The following is a 22,565-nucleotide window of genomic DNA, read 5'->3' on the forward strand; positions in this document are numbered from 1 at the left end:
CTTAGTTGCTTAGCGACAAAAAATTTGACCTAAGGTTCTTATCGCTTTTGATGAGTCTTCGTTTAATCCGAAGCCGAAATTGAATCTTAGGCAATTGTCATATTCGCCATTAGAGGAAAAGAAATAGCCGGGAATGAAGTAATTTCCGAGTTTGAGTGCCTCTTGTAGTTTGTTCGCTTTGTTAGGTAAATGCTCAGGTAGGCTCACCCATAAAACAAATCCGCCTTGAGGTTTAGAGACCATGGTTCCTTTTGGAAAGCTTTCTAGTATTTCATGACGTACTTGATCTCGAAAGAAGGCTAATGTGGCTCTAAGCTTTCGCATGTGGAGGTCATAACCACCTGAGCGCAAAAATTCTGCGATAGTGGCTTGTGGGTATTCAGCGGTAAATTTCGATGTGGTTTGTTTGAGGTCTTTGATCTGCGTAGCACTTTTGGATCCAGCTACCCAACCAATTCTTAGACCTGGAGCGATCGATTTTGTAAAACTATTACAGAGAATAACATCAGATGAATAGGCGCGAAGTGGCTTAGGGCGGTTATTCGTGAAATAGATATCGCCATAAACGTCATCTTCAATGATAGTAAAATGATAATCCTTTGAAAGCTCAACCAGTTGTTTTTTTTGCCTTTCACTGAGCAAAACGCCATCTGGGTTGTTGAAGTTTGCGTTATAGACAATGACTTTAATAGAGTGGTTTGCTAGCGCCTGTTTAATGTCATCAAACGTTTTTACGCTGACACAGTTTAATCCTAATTCAGAAACAAACTTTAGGGTGTAAAAGTATGTTGGTGACTGAACTAAAACCGTATCTCCTGGGGAAGTGGTTGCTCTTAAAGCCAGTGACAAGGATTCAAGCCCACCATTGGTGATGCATATTTCACTTTTTGCGAATGAACAGCCATACTCAATTGATCTTCTTATGATCTCATCTATTAGCAATTCATATCCGTGTCCAGAGATATTTCCACCGAGTAAGTCCGGGTTGCGATATATCTGTTTGCGCATGATCTTACTGATTTTTTGAGTAGGATAAAGGTCAATGTGTCCATTTGATAACGACAGTCCTGTGTCGTTCCTAGAAGAAAGCAGTGAATATAATTGTTCTTTTTCGTTTTGTTTCCCTTCACGCTTGGAGTGGGAATTCTTTGCTTGAAAAGAAGCTTTAACAAAGTATCCCTTTTTAGGTACAGCGTAAACAACGCTTTCATTTTCGAGAAAACGCATAGCATTCAGTGCTGTAAGATTGCTGACTTCATACTCTTTGGCTAACTTTCGTACAGAAGGAAGTTTTGTGTCTGGAGGAATGTCTCCCTCAGATATTGAGTGAATGATATTGTCTGCAACGATCCTGTAAATGGGCTTTCTATCCATGACTTCATCTTTTTTAACAATTTAAATCTGTTATACAACAGAATCTTCATAACTGTATATATTTTGGCAGTGAATTACCCGTTATCTTAATTTCATACTGGTATGAAATTAAGGAGAAATGGCAACAATGGATCATGAACTAAAACCAATCTTGCAGAAATTGAGTTTATGTCGAGACATGGAATCACTCAAAACTACTTTCGCCATGATACCGGCAGACACAAGTCAGCTCTTAAAGTACATTCGGTTTGATGCTGAAAGCTATACAAGAAATAGAGTTATAAGAACTGATAAGTTTGAAATTCTTGTTTTATGTTGGAAGACTGGTCAGGAAAGTAAAATACACAATCATGAGGATAGTACTTGTATGTTTATGGTTGTTGAAGGGGAATTAACAGATACACACTTTGTCCGGAATAGTGACCAGTTGATAAGTATTTCTGTTAATGAACTTTCCTATGGTCAACGTAGTCTGTTATTCGGCGAGAACTACTATCACAAAATTTCCAATAACAGTAATGTCGATGCAGTTTCCATACACTTATATTCACCTCCTTTGGGAGAATATCAAATAATTGATAATGAATTTGTCGAAGATTGGCAAACCGAGGTGATAGTGTGATTCAAACATTTAAACTTGATAGTAACTTTAAACGCATTATAAATAAATATATCAATTTGCATTTGAATGACATCAATCCATACAGCAGTGAGCAGATTGATGCAGAGTCTTTAAGTCGATTCATGTATGAAACATTGAAATCAAGCATTGATGAAGAAAGTCAGAGGTTATATAGACTGATTAAACTGATTCAAGAAAGACCTCTTTTTCCAGTGCCAACCGTTCATATAAAAAATATTGTTGAAGAACCTTCGAATACATTGCTTCCACCAAGAACCCCAAGAGGTTTTGATTATGGTAGTAACCCTCATGATCGAATGAAGCTTCATTTTAATACTGAGTGGGTGTCATGGGCTTTAGCTCTGTTGTTGCGTCATACCAATATTATTCATCCTTCTGAACATGGTGGTAAAAACCGTTTCCATATGGTGTCACCAATATCTGATGTAGACCTTCGGTCGGTTAGTGCAAGTACTGGTGGCGGCGAATTTCTTCAACATAATGACGCTACAGTATATACCTCAATAAAGACGCTAGATGAACTTGAAGAGCATCTTCGTAAGCTTGGCACATCAATTTCAATGTCAGCAAATATATTGGGGTTATCTGAAGATAAATTTGTGTCACAAGTACTTTGTGGAAAATATTCTAGAGTCGATGCAACCATGCTCACAGGAATTGTTAACAAAAACACAAAGACATTAATAACGCTTCCTGAAATGTTACAGACATATCTTACTAAGAAATCTTTCAGTAAAGAGGATTTAAAAATTTTAGCAAAAACGCCTATTGCACACATTGCTGGACCAGCTGATGGTGAAATATCTGGTTATGTTGGAAATATCACAGCGCCTATTTTAATGAATGAATCAGGTGATATTACAGGAACATGTATTAATTTAGCTCCGGGGCGAATGGTATATGTAGGGGACAATGAGAAAGAAAAGTCATTGTTTGATAGGTTTTGTACGAATGTTAGAAATTGCCCAAATATCGAAATTTTAGTTGAGACATCTGATATTTTGTTTTTTCCTAATTTAGCATTTAGTGGACAGCCTAATGTGACTCATGGACGACAGAAAATCGCGACAGAATCTTTCAATATAGAAGTAGACGGGGTGACATTGAGGCGAAGTCTTTGTCGGCAATACCTTGTTCGTAACGACCCCATCATATTAAAGGAAATGAATTATGGAACTTGCTAATGAGATTCTGCTGTTTTTGTTTATGGCTGCGGTTGTCGCTGGCTGTATCGATGCATTAGCTGGTGGTGGCGGACTTATTACCATTCCTGCAATGTTAATGTGTGGAATACCTGCGGTTTCTGCCATTGCAACGAATAAGCTAGGCGGTGTTGGAGGCACACTGTCAGCGTCTTTGCATTTCATTAAAACTGGAGAGGTTAATATTAATGAGATGAAGTGGATGATGCTGACGACATTCGTAGGGTCATTTGTGGGAGGGATGGCCCTAACCATGATTAATAGCGATTTCCTTGCATCTATAGTGCCGTTTCTATTGATTTGTTTTGCGCTGTATTTTCTTTTCGCTCCCAATTTAGGTGAAGTCAATCAAGAGAATAAAATATCGCCTTATGCGTATACCTTTGTTATTGCTACCGCGATTGGTTTTTATGATGGTTTTTTTGGCCCAGGCACAGGGTCATTTTTTGCAATATCCTTAGTTTTCTTCTTGGGATTTAATTTGGTTAAGGCAACAGCACACACTAAGCTATTAAATTTTTGCAGTAACTTGGCCGCCTTATTGTACTTTGTTTACGATGGCGCCATCATCTGGGACGTTGGCCTACTCATGTTTATTGGGCAAGTCGTTGGTGGTCAAATTGGAGCAAGGCTGGTTTTATCCAAAGGCAAGCAGCTTATTAAGTTCACAATGATTGTTGTAAGCATTGGGATTTCGGTCAAGATGCTGGCCTTCAGTTGAATTTGCGTTTTTTCTTTATCCGGCTTTGATCTGACATGTTGGGTATGTAAGGCTTTGTTATTGATTTTTAAGGTTCGGGATAGGCGTGATTGGCGCAATAACGAAAAAGCGGCCTCTATTACAGAAGCCGCTTTTTTAATGCGTTAGCAAGTACGTGATTGGCCACTATAGATATTAAGCAAAACGTTTTTCTAGGTAGTTGATGATTTCTGAGGATTCGTACATCCACTCAACTTTTCCATCTTGTTCAATGCGTAAGCATGGAACTTTTACTTTACCGCCGCCTTCTAGCAATTCTTCACGATGTTTGGAGCCTGCTGGCGCATTACGCTTTTCAATTGGTAGGTTTAACTTGTACATAGCGCGGCGTGTTTTTGTACAAAATGGGCAGGCAGCAAATTGATATAGCGAGAAATTTTGAAGCTCTTGGTTAATCTGTTGTTGCTTTTCAGGAGCACGTTTTTTCTTAGCACCGCGAGTCAGAAGGTCAACGGCGATGATGATATAACCAAGAAGGTTTCGGATGAAATTTATAAATATTTTCATGTAGTGCACTCACTTGTTCTGAGAACGTAATTCAAAAAGGAATAATTCGATGGGCGCCATTCTAACGGGAAAGTGTCCATCATTTAAGGGTTAGATATAAATGATTTTAATTTGTGCTCAGATGTGTGTCATTATCAAGTGTGTTGAGTTAAACGAAGCATCAACTGGAGTAAGTATGAATAATAAAATTATCGGTATTATCTTAGTGATCGCTGGTGCGGCTTTAGCTCTATGGGGTTATAACATTTACGATGCAGCCAGTTCACAAGTCACTCGTGCTATCAGTGGTGATACGCCAATAGAAGCTTGGATTGGCATGGTTGGTGGTGCTGTATGTGTGATAGTGGGTTTAACTAGACTGAAATAAAGCTCAAGTTTTAATAAATAACGATTTGAATAACTAAGTTGAGGTTATCATGGAAGAGCGAAGTGAAGCGTATTTAGAGGCTTACCTCCATTCTTTACCGCTGGAAATTGCTAAAAAATACACGTCTTTTAGTGCAGATTACTTTTGCGCTGATGAGTACAACGCTAACGTTTGTGCTGATTTAATTGTACGAGGCGAAAAACAAGCTTCGTGTAGTATGAAGCGTTGGTATAGCCACGAAGGGGAAGAGATGCCAGAGATTGGTCATTTGCAAGTGGTGACTAATTGGGATGGCATTCCCGTGTGCATCATAGAAATAACTTCTGTGACCGAATGCCGATATTGTGATGTTGACGCTGAATTTGCCGCAGCAGAAGGCGAGGGTGATAAATCCTTGGCTTGGTGGCGCGATGCACACTGGGCATTTTTTTCTGCTGAATGTGAAGAGCTGGGGATTGAGCCAACGGAAGATATGTTACTTGTATTAGAGCGATTTAAGGTTGTTTATCTGTAGACTGGGGTCATAAGTTAATCCCAATTGATCTCTGCCAAGGATTCAAAGCTTGGACGAGCGAAGTAATAACCTTGAAAGAGTTTAATCCCCATGTCTTCTAATGCATGGTATTCTCCCCGTGTTTCAACGCCTTCTGCGACCACTAACATGTTCAGCTCGTTAAATAAGTTCACTAGGTTTCGTACAATAACTTGGCGCTTTTTATCTTTATCAATGTTTTTAATAAGCGCCATATCAATTTTTGTAATATCGGTTTTCAGGTCTGCAAGATGGTTTAGCCCATTGAAACCTGATCCAAAATCGTCTGTGGCGGTTAAAAAACCTTGTTCTTGATAATGCAGAATAATCGACTCTAGGTGCTTGCTGTCTGTGACTTGTTCATTTTCAGTGAATTCAAAAATGATCTTTTCTTTTGGGAACTTGTATTCATCCGCCGCGTTTAGTGTAGTCCGAATGCAAAGCTCGGGTTTGTACACCGCGTTGGGTAAGAAATTGATACTGAGTAGGCTTTGTTTGTCTATCTCAAGCTCAGCGGCTAGCTTGATGGCTTTTACACGGCAACTTTGATCAAAGCGGTATCGATTTGTTTGATCTACATTTTGAAACACCTGAAATGCACTTTCTTGGTTTAACCCTCGGACAAGGGCTTCTTGGGCAAAGATGGTTTTGGTTTGGCTATTAATAATGGGTTGGAACGCCATGGTGAAATCAAAGCCTAAATCGCAGCCAGTTGAACATTCCGCGCAGCCTAGTTTTCGAAAGTCCTTCTGTTTCATATTGCGATTCTCTTGATTTGTGCTTGAGTCAGCAGGAGATGAGTTGATGCTTATTATACATATAATCTCCTATCATAATGATTTCTATAGGGTATTAAACAATAGAGTGTTCAAGAATAATTTACCAGAGGTAGGCCATTTCTTTCAAAGATTTGTTATGGTATTGGTTTTACTCGATCTTTTTGTGGGTAGAGGCTGACGAAGCATTTGATGGTAATGATTTTTATGGGTGGTTGGTTATGAAGATTTTGATGTTCCTTGGGACGGTTAGAGACAGCACGCCACCGCGGCCTGCTCGATTAGGTGAAAGAGTAGCAAAAGCCTGTTTTGCAGGCTTTAATAAGCAATACAAGGATGATGAAATAGAGCTTGTAGATGTTTTGGATTATCCTTTAGAGCCAGTTTTTAAGCCTCATTTTTCCTATTCGACACGTCAGGTTCCAGCTGAGTTAGATAAACTCGCTGATAAAATTGCCTCTGCAGATGGTTATATAATGGTGAGTCCAGAATACAATCATTCTATGAGCCCAGCGCTGGCGAATCTCTTAAACCATTTTGGCAGCTCTTTATTTTCCTATAAGCCAAGTGCCATTGTGACCTATTCAGCAGGGCAATGGGGAGGCATGCGTGCCGCAATGGGAATGCGTACTTTCTTATCAGAATTAGGTTGTTTGCCTGTTTCGTCTATGATCCATGTTCCAAAAGCGCAAAACCTTCTTTCAGAAGATGGACACTTTATTAAAAGCAATGATGAAGCTGAATGGTTTGATTATTTTGGACGTACTTTTAGTCAGCTTGTTTGGTGGACTCAAGCGGCGTCTAACCACAAAGAGCAGGTTGATCCACTACAAATAATTGCGCCTTTCACTCAAGATCCTTCTCAGAGAAATGCTCCTTAGACTGTTTGATTAACCAAGCTGTAATTATTTCTACATAGTCAGAGGCGTTTAGTATATTTGGCTCTGTTGTTTTTTTAATTTGCCTTAGTCTAGTATCTCATTGTAACGATTAGACTTAACGAGGGTTCTATGCAATCAGTAAAGGTAATTTTTCATATCGATGAAGTGGAGAAGTGGCCGTTGCTTCTTGCCAATGTTAGAAATTTGGTAAAAGTGGTGGATGTAAGTGCTTCTTGTATTGCAGTATTGGTGAACTCAAAAGCGGTCATTATTTTTGATGAGCAAAATAGTGCTTCTTCACCGAAGGTAGCGCTAGCCAGTCATAGCGACCTTATCCAAGAATTAGTCGAGCAGGGAGTTAAATTTAAACTGTGTCAGAATTCGTTAAAGGGTTTTGGTATAGCAGCTGAGTCCTTGTCTGATGATTTGGAGGTAGTTCCTGTGGGGGTGTTGGAGCTGATCGAGAAACAAGCGGATGGCTTTGCCTATATAAAGCCATAGAGTTCCTTGTGTCGCAGAACGAAGAAGGGTCACCAAATAGTGACCCTTGTTTAAATCCATATTTTACAATCAAGCGGTGTGATTATTTGTCAGCTGCTTTTTCTGCTTGCTGTTTGTCGTAACGTTTTTCCCAGAATTCCGCTCCTTTGATTCCAAGTGCTTTTGGGTTAAAAGTGTATTCAGTTACGCCAGACGATTTTTGCTCTTCATAATCACGCAATGTTTTCATGGTCGGTTTTGCCATAAAGAAAATAGTGATAATTCCAACAATGTTTAGCCAAGCCATCAGGCCTACACCAACGTCACCTAGGTTCCAGATGTAACCAGCCGTATTTACTGTACCGTAAGCCACCATGAACATAATAAGAAGCTTAACGAAGGTTAAAGAAACATTGATGTTCAAAGTACGGCGCAGGTATGCGACATTGGTTTCTGCGATGTAGTAATAGGCCAATATAGTGGTGAATGCAAAGAAGAACAGAGCGATACCGACAAAAACAGGACCAGAATGCCCGAACACACTTGCTAGTGCCATTTGGGTGAAAGCAGGAGACGCAATAATCGTAGACGCATCAACATTTTGTACAATGAATTGACCGTCAGCCAAGGTGCCTTGTACGTTGTATTGTTGCGTGATTAGAATCATCAAAGCCGTTGCTGTACAGATGAATAATGTATCCACGTAAACAGAAAAAGCTTGAACAAGACCTTGTTGTGCTGGGTGCTGTACTTCTGCGGCAGCGGCTGCATGAGGCCCAGTACCTTGTCCCGCTTCGTTAGAGTAAACTCCACGTTTAACCCCCCAGCCAATGGCAGCACCAAAACCTGCCTGCGCTGTGAATGCGTCAGAGAAGATCATGCCAAAGATTCCAGGTACTTTGTCTAGGTTTAGGAAAACCACAATCAGCGCCATCACTATGTAACCTAATGCCATGAATGGAACGATGATTTGAGTGAAGTTTGCAATGCGCTTTATGCCACCAAAGATAATGAAAGCCAATACCACTAAGATAACAGCCAAAGCCACTAATTTAGTTGAACCTACTTCACCAAAAGAACTTGAAACAACAGTCCCTTCGCCGAAGATTTGTACTACCGCGTTACCAACTGAATTGGCTTGGATGCCTGGTAAGAAAATACCACAAGCAATGATGGAGGAAAGGGCAAACAAGACACCTAACCAGCGCCAACCAAGGCAGCGTTCAAAGTAGTATGCTGGACCACCACGGTATTGACCATTTTCGCTGACTTTATACAGCTGACCTAGTGTGGACTCTGCATAAGCAGTGCTTGCTCCCAAGAAGGCCACAACCCACATCCAGAAAATTGCACCTGGACCGCCAAAGCCAATGGCAGCAGCCACTCCTGCTATGTTACCTGTACCAACTCGACCAGAGAGAGACACGGCGAGTGCTTGGAAAGAAGAAATGCCTTTGTCAGAATCGTTGGAATTGAGCAAAAGTGAGCACATTTCCTTGAAATGACGAACTTGAGCAAAACGCGTTAGTATTGAATAAAACAAGCCAGCGCCTAGGCATAGATAAATTAGGGCAGGGCTCCAAATGACTCCGTTTAAGAAATCAATGAATGCTTGCATAGATAGTCCTCGATAAGATTTGCTCTGTGAGCTTTATTAAGTTGTTATGTTTGTTACTAAGGTGCTGTGAGAGGCGGGTTGTCGCCATTATTTTGCGGAATGTCTTTGTGAGGAAAGGTATATTGCGCATAAAAAGTGCACCGTAGTGGGGCGAATTTATCACGAAAAAGAAATGAGATCCATTTGTAAGTCGAATCATTGCAATGAATTTTATGAAAAAAACGCTATTTCCCCCTTTATCTATTTGACTGATTTTTTATTTTTAAAATTTTTTATATCCATTGCATCCAAAAGAGTTATTTCCTTCGTCTTCTTTTATGTAAGAGCAATTAAACTAAGACAAGTCGGAGTATCAAAATGAAATTACAGTATAAAGCAGTCGCAATGGGCGTAGCGGTTTTATTAGCACCAGTAATGAGTTCAACTGCTTACGCAGCTAATTTATTAACAGATAAATCTGGGATGACGCTTTACACCTTTGACAAAGATTCAGAAGATAAATCTAACTGTTATGATGTCTGTGCTGCTAAATGGCCACCTTTCATTGCAAACAAAAATGCTAAAGGTAAACAAGGCTTTGGCGTGATTGACCGTGAAGATGGTACTAAGCAATGGACATATAAAGGACAGCCACTATACACTTGGTCTGGTGATAAGAAGAAAGGTGACACAAAGGGAGATGGTCTTGGTGGTGTATGGCATATAGCAACTAAACCATCTAGTTCTTATTAAAAGTCTAGGCAACATATAAGCGACTATTCGCGTTTATATTTTTCTTTCTGTATGTATTAATAGACAGCGTTTCCGGACTCGGAGCGCTGTTTTTCTGTTGCATCTTTCTATATGGGTGTTATTTCATAGTAATGAAGCAAAAGGTTAATTAGTGGATAAAATCGAGTGGGGTCATGAAGTTGATGTTTTGTTGTATCGTGTGCAGGCACAAGATAAACAAGCATTACAGCTTTTGTATGAATTAACCAGTAGCAAGTTATTGGGATTAATTTTTCGTATCGTTAAAGATGAATCCGAGTCGGAAGACGTATTACAAGATGTTTTTATAAAAGTTTGGCTACAAGCTAATCAATTTAATGGTAAGGGCAGTGCTTGGGGCTGGTTGTGTGTCATGGCTCGTAATAGCAGTCTAGACCGATTAAGAAAAGTGCAAAGGCATCCGAGCGTTTCGACTGATGAGGATGAAGCATTACTTGACTCACTTGTTGAAGAGTTTGATGGGGCTACCAATATTGCTATTAATCGCTGCTTGATGACGCTAAAAGAACAAGTAAGAAAAAGTATCTTGATGTCCTACCTTCATGGTTACAGCCATACTGATTTAGCCGACAAGATGGCTATTCCCTTGGGGACTATGAAGGCTTGGTGTCGTCGAGGCTTGAAGGAGTTAAAATTATGTCTGGAAGCTTAAGATATAAAGACCCAATTATTTGTGATTATTTGGCAAGTCAGTATGTAATGTCAGTTCCAACGCCACATGTTAAAGCTAGGATTGAGTATCTACGCCAGCAAATTCCTGAGTTAGATGATGCGATTATTAACTGGTCAGAAAGTGTTGCTAATATCCATAAACAGATACCTGGAAAACAACCTTCTGTTAAAGTTTGGAAAAATATCGATAACTCTATTACGCAGCCGTCATATAAAACGAAACACCCGACTGCGGGGAGTTCATCTTGGTGGAATAATTTACTTTTTTGGCGCTTGACGGGAATTGGGGCGAGTGTTGCTTCACTTGGTTTGGCTTTAGTTTTGTCCGTTGATATTCAAAAAGCGAATGTAATCGCTCCTTTGATTAGCTCAGCGCCAAGTTATACCGCTGTTATGTCCCCTATTAATGATGGTATTAAGAACAGCGATGATATTCGTTTTGTTGTGAATGTTTACCGAAAAACTGAGACCAAACCTTCTAGATTGTTTATACAATGGTCAGAAAGAAAGCCTCGCATGAATATGACGGAGATGCATGTATGGGCGCAAGAACAGGCTACCGGTAAAATGGCCTATATCGGTGTGGAGACAAATGGTGCTCAGAGTTTGTCCCTAAACAAAGCGACTTGGACCGCTGTATCAAATAGTAGCCACCTTATTTTTACTACTGATACGAATAAACCTAACTCTGAAAATACTTTATTCTCAGGGCCTTGTATTCAGCTATCTAGTTGGAAAAAGAATTCTATTTAATCGATAGGGCGTTGTCATTTGTTGCATTGCTTTTTGATAGCAAGACATTGGTCATATGATATGCTGAATAATAGTTCACACATCAAATCTAAGTAATGGAGCCGGTGGCTTTGGCAAAAAAAATCCCGATGCAATTCAATGCACCGGGATTTTTTCTACGTCTTCTAGATGAAACGGTTAATTGTACCTAGTAGGTATGGATCAAAGATGCCTTCTGGGAAGTCTACGTTCATGACTTTACCAATGGTGACAAGAAATATGACCAAACAAACCGCAATCGTAGTGGATTTCACATAAGTTGCTGCGGCGATAAATCGCAAGAATAAAAGTGAAAACACAAAGGTTGTGGAAATAAAGCCAAATAGGTAATAGCAATAAGCAATCACAAAAAAGCCCAAAATATACACTAAGTTAGGTGTCAAGCTTGCTGCAATTTTCTTGTGAGGCTCTTTAATGTAACCACGTATTACCATTATCACCGACAGTAAAACAATGGCGATAGCAATAATGGGGAAGGCTTTCGTTAATGTAGACGAATCCCAGATATCGATTAATGCATACGTACCTGAAATAGCAAGAGTAGCAATAATTGCCCAGTCGGCCCAACTTACTGTTTTGACATGTGTGTCTTCGTTTTCGTCTTTCAACTGTTCTGGTTTTTCTTTTAACTTTTTCTTTTTCAGAATAGGTGGTAAGACAAATCCAACAATAATCAAAGCTGCAATAATGATTACGCCAGGACGAGTGAACCAAGAGTAGCCATAGAACTGGATGCTTTGGAAGAAATAGTTTTCTGCACCCGAAGACAATACAAAGCCGATCAAGAAAGCTGGTCTAGGCCAATTTGCGCCTTTCATCATTACGCCAATAGCGGCCACAACACCTAATAGGAGGAAGTCTCCAAGGCTGCGCGTTGCTTGATAAGCGGCAAACAAGATCAATGTCAAAATAATTGGAGTTAATACAGAAAACTTAATGTAGGTTAGTAGCGAAATAGGGCGTGTGAAAAGAATACAGAACATAGCCCCAAGAATATTGGCTAAGGCAAGTGACCAAATAATGGTGTATGTCAGATCAAGGTGAGTCGAAATCATTGACACACCTGGTTGAATACCAAGCAGCAACATACCACCAAGGAACACAGCCGCCGAACCGGAGCCAGGTACACCGAATAGAATCGTTGGAATCATACTGCCTGATGCACAGGCATTATTAGCTGATTCTGGTGCAATAACACCACGGATTTCACCTTTACCAAATTGCGATGTGTCTTTACTTGAGTTTATGGCGAAACTGTATGTCATCCAATCCACAACAGAACCGCCTAAACCTGGAATGGCACCAATTAAACTACCAAAAACAGAGGACTTGCCAACCAAGGGTAAGTTTGCAAAAACGTCTTTAAAACCTTGTTTTAAACCATGCCCCAATTTATTGGGTGACGATGCAATCGCACGATTTTGAACCAACAGGCTAATGATTTCAGGTAAAGCAAAAATACCCAAACCAACAACAACAAGAGGAACACCATCGTAAAGGTAATCAATTCCCAAGGTAAAACGGAACTCACCTGTTGCAGGTGCGCCGCCAATAGCACCAATCAAAAGACCAAAACCACAAGCGGCGAGGCCTTTAAACACATTAGCACCTGATAAGGCGGCAACAACACTAAGGCCCAGTAGCGTTAACATAAATAGTTCAGCGGAAGAGAAGGCTAATACGATTGGGCGTGCTACGAGAATGAACACACTTAATACAATCGCACCAACCACTCCACCTATCATGGAAGATAGAAAAGCGGCAGATAAAGCTCGCGCCGCTTGTCCTTTTTTCGCTAGTGGAAAGCCGTCCATAACTGTCGCTTGCGAAGAACTGGAACCAGGGATACCCATTAGCACTGAGGTAAAGGTATCACCTGTAGGTATTACTGCAACGAGCCCCATCAGCATACCAAGACCAACGGAAGGTTCCATTCCATATAAAAATGGTAAGAGTAACGACATGCCGGCAATACCGCCAAGTCCGGGAATAATGCCAACCACTAGACCAACTAGTACACCTGTAATCAGGTAGGCTAGGTGGGCCACTGACATTATTTGATCTAGGGCGCTGAGGAACTCAATCATTAACAATTTCTCCTAATCTCTATATTACAGATTGTAATCGAATTTCGTTTTTAGCCAGTTAGAAATCCAAGAATACATCTCAGGAGAAACTGTGATGGCATCATTCAGATATTGAGCGGCATCAATGCCCATAACGTTTTGGTATGGCCCTATTTGTACTTTAGAATCTTTAATGAAAGCAGGGTCCTTCAGCATTTTTTGAATGCCTTTTTGATATTCAGAAATAATATCGCTAGGTGTATCTGCAGGAATAAAGATGACTTTCTGGAAAGCAAAACCAGCAGCTAAGAATTTTCTGTAAGCTTTGTATTCCATACCTGATGGCGCTTTACCAAATTTCTTCGCATACACTTCTTCAAAAGTAGGAAGGTCTGGGAATGCAGGGTCTCTAACGATGTTACCTTCGTTATTAAGAATTCCTAGAGAGAAAAGTGGCACGGCTTTGTTGTTTTGAACAAGATCGACCACTGAGTTCATATAAGCAGAAGAGGTTTGGAAGTCGATTTTCGCTTCGCCGCGCTCGAAAGCAAGACGACCAGCTCCGCGACTTTTCATACCAAAAACTGGCTTGATATCTAGATCAAGCATCTCAAACGCTAGGAATACTGGTAGCTCTAAGCCCGTTGGGCTTTGAGAGCCAAAAGGTAAAGTCACACCGTCTAATTTTGCAATGTCATCTGCAGATGACACACCAAACTCTGGCTGAATATAAACGACACCACCTGTTGGGCTTGCCATTAACGGAATCCATTTATCAAAGTTATAACGAACACGTTGATCGCCTAACATAAATGGGAAAAGAGTTGATGCAGATGTACCAAGGATGTCTTCACCATTACCTTTAGCGCGTTTATAGAACAAGTTTGTTCCAGTAATCGAGCCGCCACCAGGTTGGTTTTTGATAACTACCGTTGGGTTACCTGAGATGTTTTTGGTTAGATTTGGGGCAATAAAGCGAGCCCAAACATCTGTACCACCACCAACACCAAACGGAATGGTCCAGTTGATCGTCGATGGAACTTCGGCTGCTAGAGTTTTAGCTGGTAATGCCATTAAGCAACCAAAAGTTAGGACAGAAGCGCCAATGATTTTAGAAATTTTTTTCATCGATTTCACCTTTCTTGTTTTTATGAATCTTCAATACTTTAATATTGCTATATTGAAAGTTAGTTTAGATAAACCGTACCTGACATTATTTTTTTAGCTGTTCGAATTACCGATACACTATTTAATGCAGATGGGTCGTCCTCCTTGCGTTGAACGCTTAGCTCTATTTTTCCCGAAGGATGTTCAAGCGTGAAAAAAGGCTCAGAACCTTTATTTCCTATAAGCTTGGCTGCTACCGTACCTGGTCGGCAGCATGCTGTTACAATAGCGATACTTCCCGTCACAGCTAAGGCTTTGTGGCATTTGTGTGGAACAAAGTAGCGGGCATTGATAGCCCCATCAAAGCGAGCTGGAGAAAGTAAAATAGGTTTTGGAATGACGGACTTTGACACATCGCCCATGCCCATAAGTTTGCCAGCCTGAAGGCGAATCACTTCTAAACGAGCCATGAATTCTACGTCGCTGTCTAATTCTGCTGGCGTTTCGTATCCTGTTTTTCCAAGATCGCTTGCTTGGATTAAAATAACCGGAGTCGCAGCATCGATACAGGTTACTTCAATGGACTCGATAATGTCGGATACGTTGCCTGTTGGAAGTAGGTGGCCTGTTTTAGCTCCTTCAACATTGTAGAAGGTAAGTTCAATTGGGGCGCTTGGAAAATTTGCTCCACTGATAATGGTGTCACCAGCGTAATTGACCTTGCCATTTGGTGTTTGCACAGTAGAGTGAATGATTTTTCCTGTATTAAGGTTGTGAATTCGTACCGTTGTTTTGCCTTCGCTAGCCGGAAATAATCCTGTTTCGATTGCGTAAGGAGCTACGCCAGCCAACATGTTGCCGCAGTTAGGTGAGAAATCGACAGACTTTTCAGTGATAGCAACCTGAGCAAACAAGTAATCAACATCAGCGTCTGGGTGGGTGGATTTGCCTACCATGGCAACTTTACTGGTTAAGCTATTTCCGCCGCCAATGCCATCTAGTTGAAGTTCATGGCCGGATCCCATGATTTTCATTAAAACATCAGCGCAAGCATCTCGATCTTGTGGAAGATCAGATATCTGCAGGTAGGGCCCTCTAGAAGTGCCGCCACGCATGATGATGCAAGGTATTGTCTGTGACATTTTTAGTAAACCTTTATTGTTGTAATATCTTGTCGCTAAAGTCTCATAATTTGTATTCGTGCATCAAATGCAAAGATAAGTCATAATTGATAACTAAAACGTATCAATGGTGGTGGGAATGCATCAAATAGAATTTAAAGATTTAGTCATATTCATACGTATTGCGGAGACCGGAAACTTTCATGATGCCGCTGAATTAACCTTTTTATCTCAGCCTGCCTTAAGTCGAAGAATGCAAAAATTAGAAGCGATATTGGGGGCGCCTTTGTTTGAGAGAACCACTCGAAAAACATGGTTGACTTCTGTCGGACGTGAATTTTTACCGAAAGCGCGGCGGATGGTGGAAGAATTCGAGCTGTCTGTGTTGGGGATAAAAGATATGGCGTCTCAACAAAAGGGAAAAGTGACCATAGCTTGTATTCCAACTGCTGCCTTCTATTTCTTGCCCAGTGTTATCAATGTTTTTAATGAGCGTTATCCTGGAATTCGGATTCAAATTTTAGATGAGAGTGCCAACCATGGATTGGAGTCAGTAATTCGTGGCGATGCAGACTTTGGTATCAATATGGCTATTGCCCAACATCCAGAGGTGTCTTTCACGCCACTACTCGACGATCCATTTGTGGTGTGCTTACGTAAGGATCATCCATTATGTGAGTTGGAAGAGGTTTCGTGGAAGGATATGGAGCCGTATAAATTGATTAGTGTTGGGCGTGCTAGTGGTAACCGAATTTTGCTGGATAAGTCCTTAGCAAGAGATCAAGTGCAGCTCAATAGTTTCTATGAGGTCCAACATTTATCCACTTCTCTGGGGTTGGTTGAAATGGGATTGGGAATATCCATTGTCCCCAAACTGGCTATGCCATTAAGTAGTGCATCTGTATTAACTTCTAGGCCGCTTAAAGGGCAGAAAATAGATCGTTCCATTGGGCTTGTTAAGCGAAGCTCAACCTCTGTTTCCTCTGCTGCCGATCTATTTATCAATATATTGTTGGAACACTGGTCGGCGAATTAATTTATCTTTCACGATCGTGGAAATAGGCATTTTAAAAATGCTATGAACTAAACTTAGGTAATTACGCTCAATAAGACTAGTATGGGGACTTAGCTTAATAGCGTTCGCTATTAACGCATACCCATTCAAGGACTGTTATGTCTCGTTTTCGAGTTCGTTATCAAACGCTTGAGTTTGATAAGACCGATATTCATGTACGTACATTACGTGATAATCAAGAGTTTTCTGATGATAATGATGTTGCTTTAAATTTAGGTATTTCACCTGCTGTATGGCCTTTGTTTGGCGTAATTTGGCCATCAGGTGAAGTCCTTGCTCATCTAATGTTTAAGCATGAAATAGAGGGGCTAAAGATACTGGAAGTCGGTTGTGGGATTGGGCTTGCAAGTCTGATTCTGAATCATCGGCTTGCAAATATTACGGCAACAGATTATCACCCAGAAGCGGGTAATTTTCTTAAGGAAAATGCACTGTTAAATGGCGACCAGCCAATCCCTTTTATCAGAGCAAGTTGGCAGGATACTAGTACTGATCTGGGCAAATACGATTGCATTATTGGCAGTGATATTCTGTATGAGCGTTTTCATGTTGATCTTTTATCGGCGTTTATTGAAAAACATGCTGCCGAAAATTGTTTGGTTATTTTGGTAGATCCTGGGCGAGGTCATCATGCGCCCTTCAGTAAAAAAATGGTGGCTTTAGGTTATACGCATACTCAGCGTAAGCCTGACAATATTGATTATTTGGAATCTACTTTTAAGGGGCAAATATTGAGTTATCAAAAGGGAATTGCAAAAGTTTAATAGGGTTTATGATAAAAGAGCGAGATAAAAATGCCGAGTATTATGCTCGGCATTTTTATTTAAGTGTTATTACTCAGTATCAGGAATATTGTATTTTTTTTGATTATATAACCATGTGCCGAGTAGAGGATGAGCAATTGCTCGGTTAACTAAATCTATTCCTACATCATTACTGGGTAATAAGGTTTTGTTTTCATAGATAAAGGTTTTTGCCGGTTTGTTGGGTTGTAATACTACTACTTTATTACCCCTCATATAGGCTTGATTTTGATTAAACTGCATGATGGCGCGGCCAATATAATTATCACTTGCTTTGGTCATATCTTGTCCAATCATAGGAGTGTTTGAGTCTATGCCCATTAATGATAAAAGTGTCGGTGCTAAATCGATTTGGCTGGCAATTCGATTGTCTTGTTTGGGTTTAATTCCGTCTCCTAAGATAAGTGCCGGAATGTGGAAGCTAGTAATTGGCACTAGCTCAGGGTGTCGGGTTCTAGCATCATGATCCGCAACGATTAAGAATATAGTGTTCTTCCAATAGTCTTCTTGTTTCGCTAACTTGAAAAAATGTCCGATGGCGTGATCTGCGTATTTAACAGCATTTTCGCGAGTGGCTTTCGGGGAGTTGTATAACTCGATTTTATTATCGGGAAACTCGTACGGGTCATGATTTGATGAACTGAATACTAGGCTAAAAAAAGGCCTGCCTGTTTTTGATTTTTCAACAAAATCTTGGTTTGCTTTGGTGAAAAGGTCTTCGTCACTTACTCCCCAAGAACCTACGAATTCTGGGTTAACAAAATCTTTTTCCTCGATGATCGATTGAAAACCATTACCCAAGAAGAAGGATTTCATATTGTCGAAATGAGCTCCGCCACCATAAATGAAGTTACTGTCGTAGCCTTGTTGCCCCAGTAATTTAGCCAGAGTAAAAAAGTCTGTTTGTGAGTTTGGGAGCTTTACAGTACTGCGTGCGGGTGTGGGAACAAATCCTGTTACGACCGCTTCAATGCCTCGTACAGAGCGTGTTCCTGTAGCATAGAGTTGGCTGAAAGACCAACCTTCAGGAACTAATTTATCGTATTCTGGGGTTAATGGAAGACCACCTAAGCTGCCAACAAATTGTGCACCTAAGCTTTCTTCAAGAATAATGACAAGGTTTTTTGGGCGCTCAAAATGTTTTGTGGCTATTTGCTTGTGTAAGGTTGGATATTCTGTTGAAGGGAATTGTTCTTGAGTCATTCCCATGGCTTGGTGAATTTCGGTAATGATTTGCTCTTGTTGCATCTTAGGATAAAGCTCGAAAGAACTCACTTCATCGGCGATCTCGCTGACGGCATACAACAATGAATATGTGGAATTAAGGGTTAAACTATTAACCAAAGGATCATTAGTAAAGGCGGTGTAGCTAGGGTTAATTGCTCGATGTTGTAAACTGGATCTAGCACCAAGGAAAGCAAGTAAAAAAACAATTACCATCAATATGGGGCGTTGATACCATTTGGGTTGTGGTCGATGAAAAATATGCTGTTTTTTAAAAAATTTATACGATAAGACCACCGTAATGATAGTAACCAATGAGGTTAAAAATAAAGTCAGTTTATGGCCTTCGGCCAACATAGAGAAAACTTCTTTTGGATATATTAGGTATTCTACAAAAAGTCGATTGGGTCTTAAGCTGTATTCGTCAATAAAAGCGGGAGTAGATGCTTCCATGAAAATGAACATGATAAAGGCTGCGGTTAACCAAATTCGAGTAAGCACATCCCAAACTTTGTTGATATAAGGTATGCCTGAGATTAATAAGCTAATCGCGGCCGGTATACCAACAATAAAACATATAGATGCGACATCAATTCGTAAGCCAAAGCCTAATAATGTTATCCAGTTATCTGTGCTGCCTACTCGATCAGACTGCCAAATCATTAGTAGAAGTCTACTTAGGGTTAGGCAAAAGAGGGTAATGGTGAAAAAAAACAAATACGGTTTGAGTGGTGACAGGGCTCGTCTCCACAGGTTGTTGTTTTGCAGCATATCATGTCCAGTGAATAGATTAAGCGTGCAAATATATAACAATATAAGTAAAAATAAAGTAAAAAATAAGTTTCTACAATCAAGTGGCCCTTATTCTAGAAGTTTTATGTCAAGTGTGATTAATTTGAAGACTACGCTTACAGCCTGCAATTTAAGTAATAAAAACGGTAAGCGTTTGTTTTATTACAATGTAAAAGCCAGTTTTGTTTTCTAGTCTTTTTTCTCTATCGTAATTTCAAGGTTTTTAGTGGTACCGGCAAACCATTTTTGTACATACAAAGTTCCCATGATCGGCGCTTTTCCTTCTTCTGGTACTTCCTGATAACGCACGCTATTTTTGGTTTCTTTCTCGTACTCAAATGTGATGATTGTTTTCGTCATAATATGATCCTTAATGGGTTAATTTGGGGTGGAGGTATTTTTGAATATGAGGGCTTTCAAACCGCTTTCGATATCGATATCCATAAACTCTGGAGGATTGTCGAGTCTATATTGAAACTCTAAGCAGGGTGCTTCTTCACGCATGCCATCAATTAAGAATTGAGCCGGGATGCTTGGGTCGTTGACACAGGCTAGCACTTGACCGTTTTCAGTTAGTAGCTCTGGAAGGCGTCTTAATATTTTCTGATAGTCTTTGGTTAAAGCAAAGCTTCCGCGTTGGAACGTCGGAGGATCAATAACAATGAGGTCGTATTGACCATATTTTTTTATCTTTCCCCAAGATTTGAAAATGTCATGGGCGAAGAATTTTACTTTGTTTGTGTCATGTTGATTGAGGCGATGATTTTCTCTGCCTCGACTCAGCACAGATTTTGCCATATCAAGATTTACAACAAAGTCCGCACCGCCTGAAATGGCGGCAACGGAGAAGCCGCAGGTATAAGCAAAGAGATTCAGCACACGTTTGTTGCGACTGTTTTCTTTTACCCAACGGCGGCCATATCTCATATCTAGAAAAAGCCCAGAGTTTTGGTTTTTACCTAGATCAAGCTGAAAAAATAAGCCGTCTTCATTCACAACTTGCTGTTCTTTAAAGTCACCCCATAGACACTCTGTTGGACTTTGCTCTCTGCTTCTGTGCTGAAGGAGTACAGATCTGGCTTTAGCAGTATGCCACTCCGTTTGTATCGTCCATTTGATAATTTCATTATTTAATTTATCTAATGCTTCAGCGGAAGGTTCTTTAAAAAGAGAGATGAGTATTTGGCCATCTAGCCAGTCGACAGTGATTTGCTCAAGGCCTGGAAAGCAACGGCCACGTCCATGGAAAAGGCGTTGGACCCCTTGAGGTGCTTCCGCTAGCTTGATTAAGACTTGTTCAGAAAGTGTTTCGAGAGACTGCGTGTCCATAAAGTCGATGTTCTAATGCTAATAAATAAGACCACGTATTTTACTGATAACCATACAAGAGGCCAGAAAAAGCCTGAAAATAAGACTGGTCGAGCTGAAAAGTGGGGAGAGGAAATGCTCATCGAGCCAAGCACTTTGGCTCGATGAGGTTGGTGCGGTTGATTATTGAAGCTTCCAGCGGTAAGCATCAATCAACAAAAAGACCACTAGGCTCACTCCCATGACGGGTAAGCTGAATCCCAGCGCAATGGCAATGACTGTTGTGATGACTTTTTGAAGTGTAGAGAGTCTTGACCATGCTTGAAGCAAAGGTTTTGAGGTAGAGCAAGCCTGTGGGCGACGAATCCACCACATTCTGTATCCCCAAATGATCATGAAGCATAGAGATAAACCAAATGCTGCAAGAATGATTTGGTTTGCCAACCCGAATAGGATTCCCATGTGACCATCGATTCCCCAACGAATCAATTTAGCAACAATAGGGAAGATGGCAAAGTCAGCGCGGCTGGTTACTGTCATTGTGCTAGCGTCGACAGCAACACTGTCTACTTGTGTAGGCCAAGAGCGATCGATCTCTCGAACGAACCAAGCTTTATCTTTTGTGCTAGAGGGTTTGATTTCGAGCTTATTAGCGTCGATACCTGCCTTTCTTGCTGCATTTAATACGCCATCAAAAAGTAGGTCTGTGTTTTCAAACTTTTCGGCTGGTTGTTTTGCTTGTGCATGTTTGTGACTTGGGTGATTTAAATGATCAGCGTGCTCATCCGAAGTCATGGTTTTGTGGCTGCTTGCGCTTAAATCTCTATCAACAGAAGGCGTTACCCAACCGATACTTGAACGCAGGGTGCCAATATTTGCACCAGCCCACTTAGACCAGGTTAATCCGGTTATCGAAACGAATATCAGTCCTAGAAAAATACATAAACCGACTTGGTAATGGCGTCTACGTTTGCGTAGATGTTCTGTTCTACTGGCAAATTCCGCTTTATTTTTCTTGCCACCTTTGTACCAAAGGAAAAGGCCACCTAGTGCCGCAATCCAAAGCCAAGAAGCCGCAAGTTCGCTGTAATAGCGGCCGAATTCTCCCAGAAGTAACTGGCGATGCATAAAGTCGATGGTTGTTCTAAGGGGAAGAATACCACTTGTACCGTATACGGCGAGGTTTCCTGTCACATTTAGAGTGACTGGATCAATGAAAATGGCTCTAGCCCCAGAATGCTGTGCACTTGGGTCCAAGAACATAACTCGGGTGGTGTCACCCTTTTCTGGAGCAGGGCGTACAGCGAAGAGCGTTAAGTCACTTTTCAGGTAAGACCTTGCAGCGGCAATTTGCTTAGCAAGAGACTGATTTTCACCAACACTTTGCGTTGTTAATACATCTTTATAGATGATGTTCTCAAGCTGTGGGGTTATGACATAGATAGTTCCAGTAAGCGCCGCTACAAAAATGAAAGGCGCAACAAAAAGACCAATATAAAAGTGCAATCTGGTAATGAGAAGAAGCATAGCGTTTGAAGAAGATTCAGATGCTTTGCTTTTAGTTTGTGTCGACATATTTTATTTCTCGTTCCATAGAAAAGGGCAAAACAACGCCTCTGAGTAAGATCACTCACTTTTCTATTGTCATGAAAGACGCGCGCAAAAACGCTGGCACTGGTGTGTCAGGAGCGCTG

The 22,565-nt window shown here is 40.7% G+C and carries 23 protein-coding genes; 12 read left to right on the forward strand and 11 right to left on the reverse strand.

Features of this window, described 5'->3' with window-relative positions; genetic code table 11:
* Positions 1 to 9: 9 nt before the first annotated feature.
* Positions 10 to 1,374: an aminotransferase-like domain-containing protein gene (locus C0J08_RS09305; RefSeq protein ID WP_212655860.1), complete on the reverse strand. Its 1,365-nt coding sequence runs from the start codon at positions 1,372 to 1,374 to the stop codon at positions 10 to 12.
* Positions 1,375 to 1,501: 127 nt separating this feature from the next.
* On the opposite strand from C0J08_RS09305, the gene C0J08_RS09310 reads away from it, so the two are divergent.
* The 3 genes from C0J08_RS09310 to C0J08_RS09320 are packed head-to-tail and all read left to right on the forward strand — an operon-like array spanning position 1,502 to position 3,940.
* Positions 1,502 to 1,996: a cysteine dioxygenase gene (locus C0J08_RS09310; RefSeq protein ID WP_212655861.1), complete on the forward strand. Its 495-nt coding sequence runs from the start codon at positions 1,502 to 1,504 to the stop codon at positions 1,994 to 1,996.
* On the forward strand, positions 1,993 to 3,201 hold the full coding sequence (locus tag C0J08_RS09315; RefSeq protein WP_212655862.1) for a tunnelling fold family protein: 1,209 nt from the start codon (positions 1,993 to 1,995) through the stop codon (positions 3,199 to 3,201). Before C0J08_RS09310 ends, C0J08_RS09315 begins: the two co-directional genes overlap by 4 nt.
* Positions 3,188 to 3,940, forward strand: coding sequence for a TSUP family transporter (locus C0J08_RS09320; RefSeq protein WP_212655863.1), 753 nt, complete (start codon positions 3,188 to 3,190; stop codon positions 3,938 to 3,940). Before C0J08_RS09315 ends, C0J08_RS09320 begins: the two co-directional genes overlap by 14 nt.
* A gap of 174 nt (positions 3,941 to 4,114) precedes the next feature.
* Here C0J08_RS09320 and C0J08_RS09325 read toward each other — a convergent pair whose 3' ends face one another.
* Entirely contained in the window at positions 4,115 to 4,486 is a 372-nt protein-coding gene (locus tag C0J08_RS09325; protein ID WP_212655864.1) for a glutathione S-transferase N-terminal domain-containing protein, read from the reverse strand.
* Positions 4,487 to 4,661: 175 nt separating this feature from the next.
* Here C0J08_RS09325 and C0J08_RS09330 point away from each other — a divergent pair, with 175 nt between their 5' ends.
* A complete protein-coding gene (locus C0J08_RS09330) occupies positions 4,662 to 4,853 on the forward strand; it encodes a DUF3185 family protein (protein WP_212655865.1) in 192 nt (63 codons plus the stop codon).
* A gap of 49 nt (positions 4,854 to 4,902) precedes the next feature.
* On the forward strand, positions 4,903 to 5,367 hold the full coding sequence (locus tag C0J08_RS09335) for an ASCH domain-containing protein (RefSeq protein ID WP_212655866.1): 465 nt from the start codon (positions 4,903 to 4,905) through the stop codon (positions 5,365 to 5,367).
* Positions 5,368 to 5,381: 14 nt separating this feature from the next.
* Here the strand turns inward: C0J08_RS09335 and C0J08_RS09340 are convergent, their stop codons facing one another.
* Complete coding sequence (locus C0J08_RS09340) at positions 5,382 to 6,143, reverse strand: EAL domain-containing protein (protein WP_212655867.1); 762 nt, start codon at positions 6,141 to 6,143, stop codon at positions 5,382 to 5,384.
* 239 nt (positions 6,144 to 6,382) lie between these two features.
* Between C0J08_RS09340 and C0J08_RS09345 the strand changes: the two genes are divergently transcribed.
* Together C0J08_RS09345 and C0J08_RS09350 are read left to right on the forward strand one after the other, a co-directional pair.
* Positions 6,383 to 7,042, forward strand: coding sequence for an NADPH-dependent FMN reductase (locus C0J08_RS09345; protein ID WP_212655868.1), 660 nt, complete (start codon positions 6,383 to 6,385; stop codon positions 7,040 to 7,042).
* Between the two features lie 129 nt (positions 7,043 to 7,171).
* Positions 7,172 to 7,543, forward strand: a complete 372-nt coding sequence (locus tag C0J08_RS09350) for a DsrE family protein (protein ID WP_212655869.1) — start codon at positions 7,172 to 7,174, stop codon at positions 7,541 to 7,543.
* Positions 7,544 to 7,625: 82 nt separating this feature from the next.
* Here the strand turns inward: C0J08_RS09350 and C0J08_RS09355 are convergent, their stop codons facing one another.
* On the reverse strand, positions 7,626 to 9,140 hold the full coding sequence (locus tag C0J08_RS09355) for an alanine/glycine:cation symporter family protein (protein WP_212655870.1): 1,515 nt from the start codon (positions 9,138 to 9,140) through the stop codon (positions 7,626 to 7,628).
* A gap of 357 nt (positions 9,141 to 9,497) precedes the next feature.
* Here C0J08_RS09355 and C0J08_RS09360 point away from each other — a divergent pair, with 357 nt between their 5' ends.
* The 3 genes from C0J08_RS09360 (at position 9,498) to C0J08_RS09370 (ending at position 11,336) form a co-directional block, all read left to right on the forward strand.
* Entirely contained in the window at positions 9,498 to 9,872 is a 375-nt protein-coding gene (locus tag C0J08_RS09360) for a COG4315 family predicted lipoprotein (protein WP_212655871.1), read from the forward strand.
* A 151-nt stretch (positions 9,873 to 10,023) separates the two neighbouring features.
* A complete protein-coding gene (locus tag C0J08_RS09365; RefSeq protein ID WP_212655872.1) occupies positions 10,024 to 10,563 on the forward strand; it encodes an RNA polymerase sigma factor in 540 nt (179 codons plus the stop codon).
* The gene (locus tag C0J08_RS09370; RefSeq protein ID WP_212655873.1) at positions 10,548 to 11,336 is read left to right on the forward strand and encodes a hypothetical protein; all 789 of its coding nucleotides are present in this window, start codon (positions 10,548 to 10,550) and stop codon (positions 11,334 to 11,336) included. The genes C0J08_RS09365 and C0J08_RS09370 overlap by 16 nt, the downstream gene beginning before the upstream one ends.
* A 164-nt stretch (positions 11,337 to 11,500) precedes the next feature.
* On the opposite strand, the gene C0J08_RS09375 is transcribed toward C0J08_RS09370, so the two are convergent.
* The 3 genes from C0J08_RS09375 to C0J08_RS09385 are packed head-to-tail and all read right to left on the reverse strand — an operon-like array spanning position 11,501 to position 15,690.
* Positions 11,501 to 13,462, reverse strand: coding sequence for a tripartite tricarboxylate transporter permease (locus C0J08_RS09375; RefSeq protein WP_212655874.1), 1,962 nt, complete (start codon positions 13,460 to 13,462; stop codon positions 11,501 to 11,503).
* A gap of 24 nt (positions 13,463 to 13,486) precedes the next feature.
* Positions 13,487 to 14,569 carry a Bug family tripartite tricarboxylate transporter substrate binding protein gene (locus C0J08_RS09380; protein ID WP_212655875.1) on the reverse strand — a complete coding sequence of 361 codons (1,083 nt, stop codon included), beginning with the start codon at positions 14,567 to 14,569 and terminating at the stop codon, positions 13,487 to 13,489.
* Between the two features lie 59 nt (positions 14,570 to 14,628).
* Positions 14,629 to 15,690 (reverse strand): 4-oxalomesaconate tautomerase, encoded by a 1,062-nt coding sequence (locus C0J08_RS09385; protein ID WP_212655876.1) that lies wholly within the window; start codon positions 15,688 to 15,690, stop codon positions 14,629 to 14,631.
* 118 nt (positions 15,691 to 15,808) lie between these two features.
* Here C0J08_RS09385 and C0J08_RS09390 point away from each other — a divergent pair, with 118 nt between their 5' ends.
* Complete coding sequence (locus tag C0J08_RS09390; RefSeq protein ID WP_212655877.1) at positions 15,809 to 16,705, forward strand: LysR family transcriptional regulator; 897 nt, start codon at positions 15,809 to 15,811, stop codon at positions 16,703 to 16,705.
* A 137-nt stretch (positions 16,706 to 16,842) separates the two neighbouring features.
* Positions 16,843 to 17,508, forward strand: coding sequence for a class I SAM-dependent methyltransferase (locus C0J08_RS09395; protein WP_212655878.1), 666 nt, complete (start codon positions 16,843 to 16,845; stop codon positions 17,506 to 17,508).
* Positions 17,509 to 17,577: 69 nt separating this feature from the next.
* On the opposite strand, the gene C0J08_RS09400 is transcribed toward C0J08_RS09395, so the two are convergent.
* The 4 genes from C0J08_RS09400 to C0J08_RS09415 all read right to left on the reverse strand — a co-directional run bounded on the left by C0J08_RS09400 (position 17,578) and on the right by C0J08_RS09415 (position 22,446).
* The gene (locus C0J08_RS09400; protein WP_249344607.1) at positions 17,578 to 19,434 is read right to left on the reverse strand and encodes an LTA synthase family protein; all 1,857 of its coding nucleotides are present in this window, start codon (positions 19,432 to 19,434) and stop codon (positions 17,578 to 17,580) included.
* Positions 19,435 to 19,752: 318 nt separating this feature from the next.
* Positions 19,753 to 19,923, reverse strand: coding sequence for a hypothetical protein (locus C0J08_RS09405; RefSeq protein WP_212655880.1), 171 nt, complete (start codon positions 19,921 to 19,923; stop codon positions 19,753 to 19,755).
* An 18-nt stretch (positions 19,924 to 19,941) separates the two neighbouring features.
* Positions 19,942 to 20,892, reverse strand: coding sequence for a class I SAM-dependent methyltransferase (locus C0J08_RS09410; RefSeq protein ID WP_212655881.1), 951 nt, complete (start codon positions 20,890 to 20,892; stop codon positions 19,942 to 19,944).
* Positions 20,893 to 21,054: 162 nt separating this feature from the next.
* A complete protein-coding gene (locus C0J08_RS09415; protein WP_212655882.1) occupies positions 21,055 to 22,446 on the reverse strand; it encodes a PepSY-associated TM helix domain-containing protein in 1,392 nt (463 codons plus the stop codon).
* Between the last annotated feature and the right edge of the window lie 119 nt (positions 22,447 to 22,565).

This window comes from Marinomonas sp. CT5 (genome assembly GCF_018336975.1).
Lineage (GTDB): Bacteria > Pseudomonadota > Gammaproteobacteria > Pseudomonadales > Marinomonadaceae > Marinomonas.

Coding starts and splice junctions, on each gene's coding strand:
- C0J08_RS09350 (WP_212655869.1), top strand. CDS start 7,172: ATGCAATCAGTAAAGGTAATTTTTCATATCGATGAAGTGGAGAAGTGG.
- C0J08_RS09400 (WP_249344607.1), bottom strand. CDS start 19,434: ATGATTTGGCAGTCTGATCGAGTAGGCAGCACAGATAACTGGATAACA.
- C0J08_RS09310 (WP_212655861.1), top strand. CDS start 1,502: ATGGATCATGAACTAAAACCAATCTTGCAGAAATTGAGTTTATGTCGA.
- C0J08_RS09390 (WP_212655877.1), top strand. CDS start 15,809: ATGCATCAAATAGAATTTAAAGATTTAGTCATATTCATACGTATTGCG.
- C0J08_RS09325 (WP_212655864.1), bottom strand. CDS start 4,486: ATGAAAATATTTATAAATTTCATCCGAAACCTTCTTGGTTATATCATC.
- C0J08_RS09380 (WP_212655875.1), bottom strand. CDS start 14,569: ATGAAAAAAATTTCTAAAATCATTGGCGCTTCTGTCCTAACTTTTGGT.
- C0J08_RS09355 (WP_212655870.1), bottom strand. CDS start 9,140: ATGCAAGCATTCATTGATTTCTTAAACGGAGTCATTTGGAGCCCTGCC.
- C0J08_RS09305 (WP_212655860.1), bottom strand. CDS start 1,374: ATGGATAGAAAGCCCATTTACAGGATCGTTGCAGACAATATCATTCAC.
- C0J08_RS09345 (WP_212655868.1), top strand. CDS start 6,383: ATGAAGATTTTGATGTTCCTTGGGACGGTTAGAGACAGCACGCCACCG.
- C0J08_RS09320 (WP_212655863.1), top strand. CDS start 3,188: ATGGAACTTGCTAATGAGATTCTGCTGTTTTTGTTTATGGCTGCGGTT.
- C0J08_RS09395 (WP_212655878.1), top strand. CDS start 16,843: ATGTCTCGTTTTCGAGTTCGTTATCAAACGCTTGAGTTTGATAAGACC.
- C0J08_RS09370 (WP_212655873.1), top strand. CDS start 10,548: ATGTCTGGAAGCTTAAGATATAAAGACCCAATTATTTGTGATTATTTG.
- C0J08_RS09375 (WP_212655874.1), bottom strand. CDS start 13,462: ATGATTGAGTTCCTCAGCGCCCTAGATCAAATAATGTCAGTGGCCCAC.
- C0J08_RS09410 (WP_212655881.1), bottom strand. CDS start 20,892: ATGGACACGCAGTCTCTCGAAACACTTTCTGAACAAGTCTTAATCAAG.
- C0J08_RS09415 (WP_212655882.1), bottom strand. CDS start 22,446: ATGTCGACACAAACTAAAAGCAAAGCATCTGAATCTTCTTCAAACGCT.
- C0J08_RS09360 (WP_212655871.1), top strand. CDS start 9,498: ATGAAATTACAGTATAAAGCAGTCGCAATGGGCGTAGCGGTTTTATTA.
- C0J08_RS09330 (WP_212655865.1), top strand. CDS start 4,662: ATGAATAATAAAATTATCGGTATTATCTTAGTGATCGCTGGTGCGGCT.
- C0J08_RS09340 (WP_212655867.1), bottom strand. CDS start 6,143: ATGAAACAGAAGGACTTTCGAAAACTAGGCTGCGCGGAATGTTCAACT.
- C0J08_RS09385 (WP_212655876.1), bottom strand. CDS start 15,690: ATGTCACAGACAATACCTTGCATCATCATGCGTGGCGGCACTTCTAGA.
- C0J08_RS09405 (WP_212655880.1), bottom strand. CDS start 19,923: ATGACGAAAACAATCATCACATTTGAGTACGAGAAAGAAACCAAAAAT.
- C0J08_RS09335 (WP_212655866.1), top strand. CDS start 4,903: ATGGAAGAGCGAAGTGAAGCGTATTTAGAGGCTTACCTCCATTCTTTA.